The sequence below is a fragment of the Nocardia sp. CA-107356 genome, from assembly GCF_050946365.1.
In the GTDB taxonomy this organism is placed as follows: Bacteria; Actinomycetota; Actinomycetes; order Mycobacteriales; family Mycobacteriaceae; genus Nocardia.
In genome coordinates this window covers 1,154,379-1,172,571 of the sequence record NZ_CP191992.1, presented here as the reverse complement: position 1 = coordinate 1,172,571, position 18,193 = coordinate 1,154,379, and the positions used below count along the sequence as shown (strand labels likewise).

General features: G+C 67.4%; 1 protein-coding gene (running past one end of the window). It reads right to left on the bottom strand.

Annotated features, from left to right (window positions below; translation table 11 throughout):
- Positions 1–18,193, bottom strand: the 5' portion of a protein-coding gene (locus tag ACQP1G_RS05355) for a non-ribosomal peptide synthase/polyketide synthase (RefSeq protein WP_433208176.1). Its footprint begins 19,307 nt before the window's first position; only the first 18,193 of its 37,500 coding nucleotides appear in the window; its start codon is at positions 18,191–18,193; its stop codon lies beyond the left edge, outside the window.

Genomic DNA, 18,193 nt, shown 5'->3' with positions numbered 1-18,193 from the left:
ATGCCGGCAGGCCGTCGCGGACCGCCGCGACCGTAAGGCCGACCGGGGAACCCGAATCGGTGACCATATGCGCGATGCGCTCGGCCGGGTAGTTCGGATCGACCGGGACGAAGGCCGCACCGGTCTTCGATACCGCCCAAGCGGCGAATACCGAGTCCGCGGACCGCGGCACACCGACGGCGACCAGATCCTCGGTGCCGATGCCTTCGGCGATGAGCAAGCGGGCCAAGCGGTTCGAGCGCTCGTCGAGCTCGCCATAAGAAATACGTGTGCCCCCGAACACCACCGCGGTGGCGTTCGGATCCATCGCGGCGGCCTCGGCGAGCAGCTCGGGCAGCGTGCGCGCGGGCACGGCGGTGGCGCCGGTGCGGGCGATGAGATCGGCGCGCTCCTCGGCATCGAGCACGTCGATCGCGCCGACGGCCACCGTCGGATCCGCGGCGATGGCCTCGAGCACTCGACGCCAACGCTGGATGATCTCGGCGGCGGTCGACTCGTCGAACAGTTCGGTGGCGTAGGTGAGCGCCAGCGTCATTCCGGTGGAACCGGTTTCCGACAGAGTGAACTGCAGGTCGAAGCGGGCCACGTTCTCATCGAGATCCAATGCGGACACCGAAAGACCCGGCAGTTCCAGCGAGGTGCGGTCCAGGTTCTGGAATGCGAGCATCACCTGGAACAGCGGGTTGCGCGCCTGCGAACGTTCCGGTGCGAGCATTTCCACGAGACGTTCGAACGGCACATCGGCATTGCCGAAGGCGTCCAGGTCGGTGGCACGCACCCGGTCCAGCAGTTCGGTGAACGATTCGGACTGGCTCACCCCGGAGCGCAGCACGAGGGTGTTGACGAACATGCCGACCAAATCGTCGAGCGCCTGCTCGCCACGTCCCGCGATCGGTGAACCGACGGCGATATCGTCGGTGCCCGACAAACGACACAGCAGGACGGCCAATGCGCTGTGCATCACCATGAACAGCGACGCACCGCGTTGGCGCGCAATATCTTCCAGTGCCGCGATCAGCTCGGCGGGCAGCTCGGTCTGCAAGGTCGCGCCGCGATGCGAGGCGATCGCGGGGCGCGGCCGGTCGGTGGGCAGCGGTAGTTCGTCGGGTACGCCGTCGAGCGCGTGCTGCCAGTGCGCGACCTGACGCGCCATCAGCGACTCCGGATCGTCCTCGGAGCCGAGGACCTCCCGCTGCCAGATCGCGAAGTCCGCGTACTGCACCGGCAGTGGCGCCCAGCCGGGCGCGGAGTCCTGGGTGCGCGCGGTGTAGGCGAGCATCACGTCACGGGTCAGCGGGCCCATGGAGAAGCCGTCGGCCGCGATGTGATGCACCACCACGACGAGCACATGCTCGTCGGGACCGGCGGCGAACAGCCTGGTCCGCAGCGGAACCTGTTCGGAGACATCGAATCCGGTGCTGACGAATTCGGTCACCACCGCGGTCAGCTCGGCCGGATCGACCGATACCGGCTGCAGGTCCAGCGCGATCGCGTCGGCGGGCACGATCACCTGCACCGGGGTGCCGCCGTGCTCCGGATAGCGGGTACGCAGCGATTCGTGCCTGCGCACCACATCCGCCACCGCGAGCCGCAGCGCATCGGTGTCCAATATGCCGGTCAGCCGGATGGCGATCGGCAGGTTGTAGGCCGCCGATGCGGTGTCGTACTTGTTCAGGAACCACATGCGCTGCTGCGCGAACGACAGCGGCACCAATTCGTCGGCCTTGCGCGGGCGGGCGACCAGCCGGGCCCGTGCCGCACCGTCGGCATGCGATTCCACCCGGGCCGCGAGCGCTTCCACGGTGGTGGCCTCGAACAGCGCGCGCACCGGGACCGTGGTGCCCAGGGCAGCGCCGATCCGGGATACCACCCTGGTAGCGATGAGCGAGTTGCCGCCGAGGTCGAAGAAGTCGTCGTCGACGCCGACCCGGGGCAGGTCGAGCACATCGGCGAAGACCGCGGCCACGGTCTCCTGCACCGGCGTCACCGGGGCGCGGAATGCCTTGGCCTGCACCGCGGGCGCGGGCAGCGCGCGGCGGTCCAGTTTGCCGTTGACGGTCAACGGAATCCACTCGAGCCGCACCAGTGCCGCGGGCACCATATACGACGGAAGTCGTTGCGCCGCACCGCTGCGCACCACATCGAGGTCGGGGATCACCTCGGGTTCGGCGACGACATAGGCCACGATCCGCTGATCGCCCGGCTGATCCTCGCGCACGATGACCGCGGCCTGGGCGATACCGGGCTGGGCCAGGATCGCGGATTCGATCTCGCCGAGTTCGATGCGGAAGCCGCGCACCTTCACCTGATCGTCGGCGCGACCGAGGTATTCGAGTTCGCCGAAGCGGTTCCAGCGCGCGAGGTCGCCGGAACGGTACAGGCGGGTGCCCGCCGCATCGGCGTCGGCCAGTGGGTTCGCGACGAAACGGGTGGTGGTCAGATCGGGGCGGCCGAGGTAGCCGCGGGCCAATTGCGGTCCCGCGACATACATTTCGCCCGCGACGCCGACCGGTACCGGCCGCAGCCGGTTGTCGAGCACGTACACGCGCAGACCCGCGATCGCGCGACCGACCACACTGCCGGAGGCAGCGGCGATGGTCGCCGCATCCAGCGCGCGGTAGGACACGTGCACCGTGGTCTCGGTGATGCCGTACATGTTGACCAGCAGCGGACTCGCCACCGCGGAGCGTGCGGGGCGGTCCTTTGGTCCGGCGCCGTGTCGGGCGACCCAATCCGCGAGCCTGCGCAGTTCGAGGGCTTCACCGCCGAACACCACGTAGCGCAGTGCGAGCGGTTCGGCGTCCGGCGCGGCATTGCGATCCGCCTCGGCCAGTTGGTAGAACGCGGACGGCGTCTGGTTGAGCACCGTGACCTGCTCCACCCGCAGCAGTTCCAGGAACTGTTCGGGCGAGCGCGAGGTGTAGTAATCGACGACCACCAGCGTGCCGCCGAACAGCAGCGGACCCCACAGCTCCCACACCGAGAAGTCGAAGGCGTAGGAGTGGAACAGGGTCCACACATCGCCGGAGCCGAAGCCGAAGTCGCGATCGGTATTGGCGAACAGCCGCACCACATTCCGGTGCGCGACCGCGACCCCCTTCGGGCGTCCGGTCGAACCGGAGGTGTAGATCACATACGCCACATTGTCCGGGGTGAGCGCCGCGAGGCGGTCCGCATCGGTGATCGGGGCGTCGTCGGCGTCCTCGACATTGCCGGTCTCGACCGCGAATCCATCGAGGACGACGGTCGGCAGTTCGGCGGGCACGCTCACCTGGACCGTGGAATCGAGGATCACGCTGGTCGGACGCGAATCCGCGAGCACGTAGGCGATGCGGTCGGCCGGGTAGGTCGGATCCACCGGCACATAGCCCGCACCGGTCTTCACCACCGCGAGCAGCGCGACCACCAGGTCCAACGAGCGCGGCAGGATCACCGCGACCAGCGACTCCGGACCGGCGCCGTCGGCGATCAGCCTGCGCGCCAGCACATTCGCACGTCGATCGAGTTCGGCGTAGGTCAGCGATTCGATGCCGAACTTGGCCGCGGTGTTATCCGGATGCGCGGCCATCGCCTGCTCGAACAGGTCGACCAGCGTGGTTTCGGCAGCGGTGAAACGCTCAGTGCTCCTGCTGATTTTGGCACTCGCGGGGCCCTCCGTGCGCGCGTATGCCTTGCCCAGCGCTGTCTCGACGGCCCCGAGCTGTATACGTGCCGCTTCCGTGCCCGTCGCTCGCGCCAGGCTGTCGAATCCGGAGGATACCCAGCGCTGCGACACATTCAGCCGCTCGGCCTCACCGAGCAGATCGATATCGCCGATGACGATCTCGGGATCCTCGACCACGCTCTGCAGAATCCGGACCAGACGATCGGCGAAGGATGCCACCGTCTCCGGATCGAACAGTTCGGTGGCGTAGTTCCACGACATGCCCAGCGCACCGTCGGCGGCCGCACCGACGGTCAGCTGCACATCGAATTTGGCCGTGCCCGGATCGAATTCGACCACCGACAGCTCGACACCGGGCAGGGCGATGGTGCCCATATCGGCGGCCGAGGCGGCCTCGAAGGTCAGCGCCACCTGGAACAGCGGGTGGTGTGCCTGTGAACGGGCCGGACTGTGTCTACCCACCCCGGCCGCTGCGCCGCTTTGCCGCCCCCAGATCACATCGACCAGCCGCTCGAACGGCACATCGGCATTGGCGAAGGCCGCCAGATCGGTGCGGCGCACCTGCGCGAGCAGATCGCTGAACTTGGCGCTCGGATCGACCTCGTTGCGCAGCACCAGCGTATTGACGAACATGCCGACCAGGTCGTCGAGCGCGCGTTCACCGCGTCCGGCGATCGGGGTGCCGATGGCGATATCGGTGCTGTTGGACAGCCGGGCCGCCCAGGCCGCCAGCGCGGCATGGACGACCATGAACAGCGTGACCCCGCGGGCACGGGCGAGTTCGGCCAGCGCGGCGTGCAATTCGGCGTCGACCGAGAAGCCGTGGGTGCCACCGGCATTGGAGGCGATCTCGGGCCGCGAGCGGTCGGCGGGCAGCTCGATCTGATCGGGCAGATCGGCCAACTGTCCGGTCCAGTACGCGAGCTGCTGTGCCGCGACGGATTCCGGATCGTCCTCGCTGCCGAGCACCTCGCGCTGCCACAGCGCGTAGTCGGCGTATTGGACATCCAGTGGCGCCCACACGGGCACCTCACCGCGGCTGCGCTCGGTGTAGGCCAGCACTACATCGCGCAGCAGCGGGCGCAGCGAGAAGCCGTCACCGCTGATGTGGTGCATGACGAGCACCGCGATGTGGTTGTCGTCATCGATGCTGAGCAGGGTGGCCCGGAACGGCACCTCACTGGTCACATCGAAGTGCACGCTCGCCAGTTCGACGATGCGCGCGGGCACGGCGGCGGCGGCGATCGCCTCGGCCGCCAGCTCGAAGCGCACCTCGTCGGTGTGCAGAATGCGCTGGTAGCCGGTGCCTTCCAGCTCCGGGTAGATGGTGCGCAACGCCTCATGGCGGGCCAGCACATCGCCGATGGCAGCGTTCAACGCGGCAATATCGACATCGCCGGTGAGCCGGACGGCGACCGGAATGTTGTTGACCGCGGTGCGGTTGTCGAAGCGGTTGAGGAACCACATCCGCTGCTGGGCCAGCGACAGCGGGACCAGCTCCGGGCGCGCCTGTGCGGTCAGCGGCGCCCGGCCGCCCGCTCCGGCGGCCGATTCCACGAGTGCGGCCAGCGCCGCGACATTCGAGGCCTCGAACAGCGCGCGCACCGGGATCTGGGTGTCCAGCGCCGCGCCGAGCCGGGCCGCCACCTGGGTGGCGATCAGCGAGTTACCGCCGAGGGCGAAGAAGTCGTCGTCCAGGCCGACGCCGTGGCCGACGCCCTGCAGACCGAGTACCTCGGCGAAGGTGCCCGCGACGATCTCTTCCACCGGGGTGGTCGGTGCGCGGAATACCTTGGCCGCGAATGTCGGCGCGGGCAGCGCCTTGCGATCCAGTTTGCCGGAGGCGTTGAGCGGGAACGCGTCGAGCACCATATAGGCCGAGGGCACCATGTAGGCGGGCAACTGCTCGCCCAGCGTGTTCTTCATGGTGTCGATGTCGATGGCGCGGTCCGGGTTCGCGACCAGATAGGCGACCAACTGATCGCCGGTCCGCTCATCGGAATGCACCAGCACGACCGCCTGCGCCACCGCGTCCTGTGCGGTGAGCGCCGACTCGATCTCACCCAGTTCGATACGCAGACCGCGCAGCTTCACCTGGAAGTCGGTGCGGCCCAGGTACTCCAGCTCGCCACGCGCCGTCCAGGTGACGAGGTCGCCCGTGCGGTACATGCGTTCCGCGTCGCCGAACGGGTTCGCGATGAAGCGGTCGGTGGTCAGGTCGGGGCGGCCGACGTAGCCGTGCGCCAGCTGCGCGCCCGCCAGATACAGCTCACCCGGGACACCAGCCGGCACCGGGCGCAATCGCGAATCCAGCACGTACACCTGGGTGTTGAACACCGGTGCGCCGATCGGCACCGAGTTCACATCGGCATCGGTCACCTCGTGGAAGGTGACGTCGACCGCGGCCTCGGTCGGGCCGTACAGATTGTGCAGCCGCGCGCCGGTCAGCTGACGCAGGCGCTGCGCCGCCACCGCGGGCAGTGCCTCACCGGAGGCGAAGACATTGCGCAGACTGGTGCATTCGGCCGCGCGATCCTCGGCGACGAACACCGAGAGCATGGACGGCACGAAGTGCACCGTGGTGACCTGCTCCTCGACGATCAAGCGCGCCATATAGGCGGGATCGCGGTGGCCGTCGGGCTTGGCGACGACCAAACGCGCGCCGACCTGCAACGGCCAGAAGAACTCCCACACCGACACGTCGAAGGTCGCCGGAGTCTTCTGCAGCACGACATCATCGGCCGCGAGACCGTATTCGGCGTGCATCCACACCAGGCGGTTCACGATCGCGGCGTGACTCACCGCGACACCCTTGGGGCGACCGGTCGAACCCGAGGTGAAGATCACGTACGCGGTATTGCCCGGCCGCAGCGGCCGATGCCGATCCGCGTCCGTCAGCGGCTCGTCCGAGAACTCGGTGAGGTCGAGTTCATCGATGCGCACCTGCCGCGACACCGTGGTCTCCAGATCGGTACCGGAGGTCAGCACGCATACCGGGCGCGCGGTGTCGAGGATGTAGTCGATGCGCTCGGCCGGATGATCCGGATCCAGCGGCACATAGGCACCACCGGCGACATTGATCGCGTACATGCCGACGACGAGGTCGATCGAACGCCGCATACCAAGGGCGACATACGATTCCGGCCCAACACCGTTGCGCTTGAGCCAGCGCGCCAAACGGTGAACCCGGTTTCCGAACTCGGCATAGGACAGACTGGTCCCCTCGTAGGTGACCGCGTACGCGTCCGGGGTCCGCACCAGCTGCGCCTCGAACAGCGAAACCAGCGTCGCCGCCGCATCGCCCACCGGCGAGGTCAGTGCCGCATCCACCGGGAACTTCGTATCGTTCCAAGTGTCGAGCACCAGGGCCCGCTCGGTGTCGTCGAGCACGTCGATATCGCCGACCGCGATCGCCGGTGCCGCGGTGATACCACGCAGCACCCGGACGAAGCGTTCGGCGAAGGTGTCCGCGAACCGATCGTCGAACAGATCGGTGGCATAGAGGAGTTCGGCATCCATCTCGGATTCCGCGCCCTCGCTCAGCGTGAGCTGCAGGTCGACCTTGGCGGTCGGCTGGTCGATGCCGAGTTCGGAAACCGCGAGGCCCGGCAATTCGAGCGAGGTGCGGCCGAGGTTCTGGAACGACAGCATCACCTGGAACAGCGGATGCCGCGCCTGCGAGCGGGCCGGGTTGAGCACCTCGACGAGTCGCTCGAATGGCACATCGGCGTGTGCGAAGGCCTGCAGATCGCGTTCACGCACCTGGCCGAGCAGTTCGGTGAACGATTCGGCCGGGTCGACCTGGGTGCGCAGTACCAGCGTATTGACGAACATGCCGACCAGGTCGTCGAGCACCTGCTCGCCACGACCGGCCACCGGGATGCCGATGGCGATGTCATCGGATCCGCTCAGGCGCGCGAGCAGGGTCGCGAAGGCGCTGTGCACCACCATGAACAGCGTGGTGCTGTGCTCGTGCGCGACGCGGTTCAGTGCGTCGACGAGTTCGCCGGGCAGCCGGAATCGGTGTGTCCGCGCCTGATACGACGCGACGACCGGCCGCGGCTTCGGCGAAAGGCGCAGTTCTTCGGGCAGTGCGGCCAGGGTTTCGCGCCAGTAGCCGAGCTGTTGAGAGATCAGCGCGGTCGGATCGTCCTCGGAGCCGAGTGTTTCGCGCTGCCACAGTGCGTAATCCACGTACTGCACCGGGAGCGGCGCCCAGACCGGCGCGGATTCGGAGCTGCGCGCGATATAGGCCGACATGAGGTCGCGGACCAGCGGACGCATCGAGAAGCCGTCCGCCGCAATGTGATGCACGACGACCGCGAGCACGTGATCCTGCGTGTTGTCGCGCCACTTCTTACTGCTCAGCGGTGCGCGCTCGACCTGGTAGAGCCGAATCCGCACCGGGGACTCGGTCGTCACGTCGAAGCCGCGACCGATGAATTCGTAGAGGGCGCTGCCCATATCGCTTTCGGCGACCGGGACGATCTCCAGTTCCGGCAGGGCACGCGCGGCCGAGAGCACCTGCTGGTAGGCCACACCCTCATGGGACGGGTAGATCGTGCGCAGCGATTCGTGCCGGGTGATCACATCGGCGATGGCGGCGCGCAGCGCGGGCAGGTCGAGATGTCCGTGCAACCGCACCGCCACCGGAATATTGTCGGCGGCCGAATCGGCGTCGAAGCGGTTGAGGAACCACATCCGCTGCTGCGCGAGCGACAACGGCGGGTACTCCGGGCGCGGACGCGCGGTCAGCGCCTGGCGGCCGCCGGCTCCGGCGTTGGCCTCGATGCGCGCGGCGAGCGCGGCCACGGTCGGCGCCTCGAACAGCAGCCGCACCGGAACCTGGGTATCCAGTGCCGCACCGAGCCGTGCCACCACCTGGGTCGCGACCAGCGAGTTGCCACCCAGATCGAAGAAGTTGTCGTCGATGCCGATCCGTTCATGGCTCAGCACATCGCTGAAAATGCCGACGACGATCTCTTCGATCGGCGTCGACGGCGCGCGGAATTCCTTGGCCTCGAAGACGGGTTCGGGCAGTGCGCGCCGGTCCAGCTTGCCGTTGGGGTTCAGCGGCATGGCATCGAGCACCACAATGGCGGCGGGGACCATGTACGAGGGGAGCTGCTCGGTCAAGTGCGCGCGCAGCTCATCGAGGTCGACCGTGCCGCCGTTCGCGGGCACCACATAGGAGACCAGCTGATCACCGGTCCTGGCATCCGCACGCACCAGGGCGACCGCCTGGGCCACCGAATCGTGTGCGGTGAGTGCGGTTTCGATCTCGCCGAGCTCGATGCGCAGACCACGCAGCTTGACCTGGAAGTCGGTGCGGCCCAGGTACACGATCGAACCGTCGGCATTGCGGGTGACCAGGTCACCGGTGCGGTACATCCGGGAGCCGGACGCACCGAAGGGGTTGGTCACGAAACGATCCGCGGTCAGATCGGTACGGCCGAAGTAACCGCGCGCCAACTGCGCACCGGCTAGATAGAGCTCACCCGCGACACCCGGCGCTACCGGATGCAGGCGGGCATCGAGCACATACGCCTGGGCATTCCAGACGGGCAGACCGATCGGCACCGCACCGACCAGCCCCTGCGCCACCGGACCATGCGTCGCGTGCACCGCGAATTCGGTGGGGCCGTAGAGGTTGTAGAGCTCGGCGGAGCTGACCCGGCGGATGGCCGCGACCGCGTCGCCGGTGAAGGCCTCACCGGCAATGAGCAACGCGCGCAACGACTCCAGCGCCGCGCCACCGGCGGCATCCACACTGCCCGCGAAGACCGTCAGCATCGAGGGCACGAACGAGGTCATGGTGACCCGCTCGGCCGCGATCACCTCGGCCAGATACTGCGGATCGCGATGACCATCCGGGCTCGCCACTACGATCCGGCCACCGGTGCTCAACGGGCCGAACAATTCCCACACCGACACATCGAACGTGGCCGGTGTCTTGAACAGCACAACATCATCGACACCGATGCCGTATTCACCCGTGATCCAACGGATCTGGTTGACGACGGCCGCATGCGGCACCGCCACACCTTTGGGCCGACCCGTCGAACCCGATGTGAAGATCACGTACGCGGAGTTCTGCGCGCGCAGCGGTGCGATCCGCTCCGCATCGGTGACCGGCTCGTCCGAGTATTCGGACAGATCCAGCTCATCGATGGACAGCGTGGGCAGCCCGCCGCTTTCGAAGTTGTCGCGCGAGGTCGTCAGCACGCATACCGGTGCCGCCGATTCGAGCACATAGCTGACCCGCTCGGTCGGCTGATCCAGGTCCAGCGGCACGTAACCGCCGCCCGCCTCCTGCACCGCATACGCCGCGACGACCAGGTCGACCGAGCGCCGCAGACCAAGGGCGACAAGCTTTTCCGGGCCCACCCCGGCCGCGATGAGCCGACGCGCCAACCGGTGCACGCGCGCACCGAATTCGGCATACGTCAGTGTTGTGCTCGTCGCCGGATCCACGATCGCGACCGCATCCGGTGTGGCGGCGGCCTGCGCGGCGAACTCACCCACCAAGGTGAGCGCGGCCCCGGAAGCCCGGCGAGCGCCGGAACGGCGAGGGGTGCGGCCGGGCTGACGACGCGGCAGCAAATTGCGCTCGGTGTCGTTCCAGCCGACCACCGCCAGCGCGGTTTCCTGATCGTCGAGCAGCTGGATATCGCCGACCGGCACGGTCGGATCGGCGATGATGGCCGCCAGGATCCGATCCAGGCGCCGGGCGAACGCCGCCACCGTATCCTCGTCGAAAAGATCCAGCGCATAGGAGAATTCGGCCGACATACCGGCCGCCTGGCCCAACTCCTGGGTTTCCTGCAGGGTCAGCTGCAGGTCGAACTTGGCCAGCCTGGCGTCGTAGTCGATGCCGTTGACCGACAGTCCGGGCAGTTCGAGATTGGCCTGCCTGGTGTTCTGGAAGGCCAGCATCACCTGGAACAGTGGATGCCGCGCCTGCGAACGAGCCGGGTTCAGGATCTCGACCAGCCGCTCGAACGGCAGGTCCGCATGGGCGAAGGCGTGCAGATCGGCTTCCCTGGCCTGCGCGAGCAGATCCGCGAAGCTTGCCGAGCCCTGCACACTGGTCCGCAGCACCAGGGTGTTGACGAACATGCCGATCAGATCGTCGAGCGCGGCCTCACCACGACCGGCGGCCGGGGTGCCGACCGCGATATCACCGGTGCCGCTGGCCCGCGCCAACAGCACCGCGAGCGCACTGTGCATGACCATGAACAGCGACGCATTGTGCTTGCGCCCCAACTCGATCAGCGCGCGCTGGGTCTCGGCGGAGATCACGAATGCGTAGGTGCCGCCCCGGTAGGAGGCGACGGCCGGACGCGGACGATCCGATGGCAGCACCAATTCGTCGGGCAGATCGGCGAGTTCGTTGGTCCAGTAGCGGATCTGGCTGGCGATCAACGAGTTCGGATCGTCCTCGGAGCCGAGCACCTCGCGCTGCCACAGTGCGTAGTCGGCGTACTGCACCGGCAGTGCGGACCACGCGGGCGATTCCCACGAGGTGCGCGCGGCGTAGGCCACCATGACATCGCGGGCCAGCGGTCCCATGGACCAGCCGTCGGCCGAAATGTGGTGCACCACCATGCCGAGCACATATTCGGATTCGCTGATCTCGAACAGCCGGGCATGCAGCGGCACCTCATCGGTGACGTCGAAGGCCATGGAGGCCAGGTCGACCAGATGCTCGACCAGCGTCTCCTCGGTGACCCGGTACGGCGTCAGGTCGGGAACGATCTGTGCCGCATCGAGAATCCGCTGCACCGGACCGTTCTTGGTCTCCGGGAATACGGTGCGCAGCGATTCGTGCCGGTCGATCACGTCGATGACCGCGACCTGCAGCGCGGCGACGTCGAGGTCGCCGGACAGCCGGATCGCGACCGGAATGTTGTTGACCGCCGATTCGGTGTCGAACCGGTTGAGGAACCACATGCGCTGCTGTGCCAGCGACAATGGCACCTGCTCGGGCCGCTGCCTGGCCACCAGCGCCTTGCGCGCGCCGTCACCGGCATGCGATTCCACCCGAGTGGCCAGCGCCGCGACGGTGGACGCCTCGAACAGCATCCGCACCGGCACCCGGGTGTCGAGCGCGATGCCCAGGCGCGAGGCGACCTGGGTGGCGATCAGCGAGTTGCCGCCGAGTTCGAAGAAGTCGTCGTCGACGCCGACCCGGGAGACGCCGAGCACCTCACCGAAGATCTGGGCGACGATCTCCTCGATCGGCGTTGTCGGCGCACGGAATTCGCGCACCTCGAAGACCGGGGCGGGCAGCGCCTTGCGATCCAGCTTGCCGGAAGGGTTGAGCGGGAACGCATCCAGGCCGACGATCGCCGAGGGCACCATGTACGAGGGCAGGGTGCGGTGCAGCGAGTTCTTGATGTCGTCGATATCGGCGGCGCCACCCGGGGTGACGACATAGGCGACCAACTGATCGCCCGCGACGGTATCCATGACGAGCACGACGGCCTGGGTGACCGCGGTGTGTTCGAGCAGCGCGGTCTCGATCTCGCCGAGTTCGATGCGCTGGCCACGGAACTTCACCTGGAAGTCGGTGCGGCCGATGTACTCCAGCACACCGGCGGTCCCGGTCGCCGCATCCTTGGGTGCGGTCCAGCGGACCAGGTCGCCGGTGCGGTACAGGCGGGCGCCGGGCGCGCCGAACGGATCGGCGACGAACCGCTCGGCCGACAGATCGGGGCGGCCGTGGTAGCCGCGGGCCACCTGGACACCGCCCAGGTACAGCTCACCGGGCACCCCGATCGGAACCGGGTTCAGGCCCGCGTCGAGCACGTAGGTCTGGGCATTGCGCACCGGGCGGCCGATCGGCACCGTGGTAGGCGCGGCCTCGTCGATATGCCAGGCGGTGGCGTGCACGGTGAATTCGGTCGGACCGTACAGGTTGTGCACGGCGGCGCTGGAGAACTGCCGGAATGTGGCTACCGTGGCCGGGGGCAGCGCCTCACCGGCGACGAGAACCGTACGCAGCGAAGCGCACTCGTCCGCGGACGCGGCTCCGGCGAAGACCGAGAGCATCGAGGGCACGAACGAGGTCATGGTGACCCCGTGCCGTCCGATGATCTCCGAGAGGTACATCGGATCGCGGTGACCGTCCGGCGCGGCGATCAGCATGCGCGCGCCGACGGCCAAGGTGCCGAACAGCTCCCACACCGACACGTCGAAGGTGACCGGTGTCTTCTGCAGGATCACATCGTCGGCGCCGATGCCGTATTCGCCGGTGATCCAGGCGATCTGGTTGACAACACCGGCGTGGCCGACCGCGACACCCTTGGGTCGGCCGGTCGAACCGGACGTGTAGAGCACGTAGGCGGTATTCGAAGCGCGCAGCGGCGCAAGGCGTTCCGCGTCGGTGATCGGTGCGTCGTCGAAGTCGGTGAGGTCGAGGGTGTCGAGCAGGAGCACCCGATGGTCACCGTCGGCGGCGACATCGTCGGCGGTCGTGGTGAGCACGCAGACCGGATTCGAGCTGGCGAGTACGTATTCGGTGCGTTCGGCCGGATGATCCGGATCGATCGGCACGTAGCCGCCACCCGCGGCCATGGTCGCGTAGATGGCGACGAGCATGTCCACCGAACGGCGAATACCGACGGCCACCAGCGATTCCGGGCCGACGCCCTCGGCGATCAGCTTGCGGGCCAAGCGGTTGACCCGCGCCGAGAATTCGGCATACGACAGCGTCGCGTAGCGACTCGATGAGGGGTGGTGGTCGGGCGACGGGTGGGCGAGTTCGGTCTGCGGTCCGAACTCACCTACGCTGCGGGTACCGCCGTCGAAGACGACGGCGATCTCGTTCGGACGCTGCCGCACCTGCTCGTCGAACAGGTCGAGAACGGTGGCGGCGGGCACCGCGTCGGCGGTGCGGTTCCAGTCGCGCAGCACCGTCGCGCGCTCCGCATCGTCGAGGATGTCGATATCGCGGACCGCGGACTCCGGTGCGGTGACGGCGGCTTCGAGCACGCGCAGGAAACGGCGGCCGAATTCGGCCACGGTTTCCGCGTCGAACAGATCGGTGGCGAAGGACACCACGGTCGACATACCGGCGGGTTCGCCGTGCGCGCCGCGTTCCTCGGTGACCGTCCATTGCAGGTCGAATTTGGCGATATCGACCTCGAGCTCATCGGCGGTGACCGACAGGCCGGGCAGCTCCATCGAACCGTGCGAGAGTTCCTGGAACGAGAGCATCACCTGGAACAGCGGATGCCGCGCCTGCGAACGGGTCGGGTTGAGCACCTCGACCAGCCGCTCGAACGGCACATCGGCATAGGCGAATGCGGCGAGGTCTCCCTCGCGGGTACGTGTCAGGAAGTCGGCGAAGGCCTCGCTGCCGTCGACCTCCGAACGCAGCACAAGGGTATTGACGAACATGCCGATCAGATCGTCGAGCGCCTGCTCACCACGACCGGCCACCGGGGTGCCGATGGCGATATCGCTGGTGCCGGACAGCCGAGACAAGAGCACGGCGAGCGATGCGTGCAGCACCATGAATACGCTGACGCCCTGGGCGCGCGCGAGTGTGGTCAGTCGCTCGTGCAGTTCGACATCGATATCGAAGCCGACCCGGCTACCGCGGAAGCTCTGCACCGGCGGGCGCGGCCGATCGGCCGGTAGATCGAGCTGGTCCGGCAGACCGGCCAAAGCCCTACGCCAGTAGGCGATTTCGCGAGCCGCCATGGAACCGGGATCGGACTCCGCGCCGAGCAGTTCGCGCTGCCACAGCGTGTAGTCGCGATACTGCACCGGCAGCGGCGTCCACTCCGGGATCTCGCCGGCGGCCCTGGCCAGATAGGCGGTGGCGACGTCGCGGGCCAGCGGACCGAACGAAAAACCGTCCGCCGCAATGTGATGCACGACGAACGCGACGGCGTAATCGGGGGTTCCGTTGCCAGAATGGCCGGTAACCCGGTAGACCCGCACCCGGATCGGCAGTTCGGTGGAGACATCGAATCCGGTGGCAGCGAATTCGACCAGCACGCCGTGCAATTCGGCGGCATCGATCGCCTGCATCTCGATCCCGAGATCGACCTCGTCCATCGGCAGCACCTGCTGATAGCCGCCGTCACCGGACTCGGGGAAGATCGTGCGCAACGACTGCTGGCGCGCCATCACATCGGTCAGCGCCGCCTGCAGCGCGTCGACGTCGGCATGGCCGCGCAATCGCACCACGAACGGCAGGTTGTAGGCGGGCACCGTGGAGTCGAACTGGTTGATGAACCACATCCGCTGCTGTGCCAGCGACAGCGGCACCCGATCGGGCAGCTGCTGGGCGACCAGCGGCGGGCGGGCGGCATCGGCGGGACGTGCGGTTTCGGCGTGGGCGGCGATACCGGCCACCGTCGGGGTCTCGAACAGCGCCCGCACCCCGATCTGGGTGCCGAACGCGGTGCCGATCCGTGACACCACCTGGGTGGCGACCAGCGAGTTGCCGCCCAGCTCGAAGAAGTTGTCATCGATGCCGACGCGTTCCTGGCTGAGCACATCGGCGAAGATGGCAGCGACGATCTGTTCGGCTTGGGTGCGCGGAGCGCGGAATCCGGCCGCGTCCGCACTGAAGACCGGCTCCGGCAGGGCCTTTCGGTCCAGTTTGCCGGAGGTGTTGAGCGGGAACGCGTCCAGCACCATGATCGCCGCGGGCACCATATAGCTCGGCAGCTTCTCCGCGACGAAGCGGGTGAGTTCGGCCGATTCGATGGCCTGTCCCGGCGCGGGCACCACATACGCGACCAACTGCTGGCCGGTGACGGTATCGACCACCAGCACCGCGGCCTGGCTCACGGCCGGATGGGCGAGCAGATCGGTTTCGATTTCACCGAGTTCGATGCGCTGACCACGGAACTTCACCTGGAAGTCGGTGCGGCCGATGTACTCCAGCGTGCCAGCGGCATTCCAGCGCACCAGGTCACCGGTGCGGTACATGCGTTCGCCGCCGGTGCCCAAGGGATTGGCCACGAACCGATCCGAGGTCAGATCGGGACGGCCACGGTAACCGCGCGCCAGCTGACGCCCACCCAGGTACAGCTCACCGGGCGCGCCGACGGCCGCGGGCCGCAGTCGCGAATCCAGCACGTAGACCTGAACATTCCACTCCGGGATGCCGATCGGCACCGTCACCGCGTCGGCGGCGGTGGCCTCCCAATAGGTGACCGAGACCGCGGCTTCGGTGGGGCCGTAGAGGTTGTGCAAACCGGCGGAGGTGATCGCCCGGAAACCTGCGGCGGTTTCCGGCGGCAGCGCCTCGCCGATCACGAAAACCGCACGCAGCGTGGCACATTGGGTGGTGCTGGCGTGCGCGACGAACACTGTCAGCATCGACGGCACGAAATCGGTCACGGTGACTTGGTGCCGCTCGATCATATCGGCGACGTACAGCGGATCACGATGCCCGTCCGGCGAGGCGATCACCAGCTTCGCACCGACCATCAACGGCAGGAAGTAACCCCACAGCGATACATCGAAGGTGGTCGCGGTCTTCTGCAGGTACACATCGTCGGCACTGAGGCGGTACTCGTCGAGCATCCACAGTTGCTGGTTGACGATCGCATGATGGGTGACCGCAACGCCTTTGGGGCGGCCGGTCGAACCGGAGGTGTAGATGACGTAGGCGGTGTTGTCCGGGCGCAGCGGTGCGAGCCGATCCGCATCGGTGACCGGCGCATCGTCGTAGGCGGAGATATCGAGGGTGTCGATCTCGACGCGGCGCACCGCCTCCGGCAGCTCGAGCTCGTCATCGGAGACCGTCAGCACGCAGACCGGTGCCGCACTCTCGAGGATGTAGGCGGTGCGATCGGCCGGGTGATCCGGATCGATCGGCACATACGCGCCACCGGCCTTCAGCACCGCATGCATGCCGACGACCAGCTCCAGCGAACGCCGCATACCCAGCGCGACAAGCGATTCCGGGCCGACACCGTCGGCGATCAGGAACCGGGCCAGGCGGTTGACCCGCGCGGCGAATTCCGCGTAGGTCAGCTGAGCACCATCGAAATCCACCGCGACGTTGTCCGGAGTCAGCTCGATCTGCGCGTCCAGCAACGCCGACAACGTGGTATCCGGGACATCCTGCTCGGAGTCGTTCCACTCCAACAGGGTCAGTTCACGCTCGTCCTCGGTGGTGGCATCGAGCTCCCACACCACCGCATCGGCATCGGCGGCCAGGAATCGGGCGAAGAACTCCAGGAACCGCGAATGATGCTGCGCGGCTTCGGCTTCGGAATAGAGATTCGGATTGGTCTCGAAGTCGATATGGGAGCGGGTGCCGCCGACCGACTGATAAAAATTGACACCGAGGTCTTCGATACTGCCGGTGGAGAGCACATTGAAGCTGCCGACCATATCGCCGAGCACGATCTCGTTGTGGAACAACATGATGTTGATCCACGGGCCGAAGAACTGCGCGCCGACACCAGTGTCGATATTCGATCTGCCCGCGCTGTCGCGGCGGATATCCTCGTGGCGATAGCGCTGATGACGCAGCGCGCCCGACACCTCCACCGTCACCGAACGCAGCAGTTCCGCGACGGTCGTGTCGTAGCCGACCCGCAACCGCAGCGGCACGATATTCGACGTCACGCCGCCGGAACGGCGCATCGCGGCCGTGGTGCGCGCGGTCACCGGCAGGCTCAGGATCACTTCTTCGGCACCGGTCCACTGCGCCAAATAGGCGGCAAAACCGGCGATCAGCAGGCCCGCGGGCGAGTTGTCGTGCCGCGCCACCGCATCGGCGAGCAGCACGTCCTGCTCCGGCGACAGCGCCGCGCTGGCCACCCCGTTGAGCGGTGCGGGCGGCGCGGACCGGCCCGCCAGGCTCGTCCCATCCTCCAACCCGGCGACCCGCTGGGCCCAGTGTTGCTTATCGGACTGGAATCGAGTGCTGTCGCGGTAGGAGATCTCCTGGTCGTAGAGGGTCCGCAGATCAGTGACCTTGGACGGAGACGCTTCGACGCCGTTCTTCGCCGCGGTATACAACTCGGCGGTGCGCTGCATGTAGGTCATCGCGCCGAAACCGTCGAGCACGATGTGGTGCACCCGGGCGTACCAGTACCAGTGCTGGTCCGCCAACTGGAGTGCGGCGAGCCGGATCAGCCGATCGGACACGATATTCAACGGACGGCTGTATTCCGCGCGCATCCAGGCCATCGCGGCCGCCTCGGGATCATCGGCGTCGCGCAGGTCGACGTAGACGATCTCGTCACGATCGGGAATCGTCGGATCAATGAACTGCTGCGGCTCACCGTCGCGTTCGACGATGCAGAGGAAGCCAGAGCCGAACTCGTTCGAGGCGTCGATACTGGCCTGCCGCAGCACCGCGCGATCCAGGTCACCGTGCAGGTCGATGTACTGGGCGATGTTGATCGGAACCTGCGGGTCCACGTGCTGCGCGTACCAGATGCCCAGCTGTGCTGGCGACAGCGGGAAGTACTCCGCGCCAGCCTGCGCAGCGCCCGCCCGTGTGTTACCAGTTTCGCCGTTTCCGCCGAAATCCAGCCGGTCCAA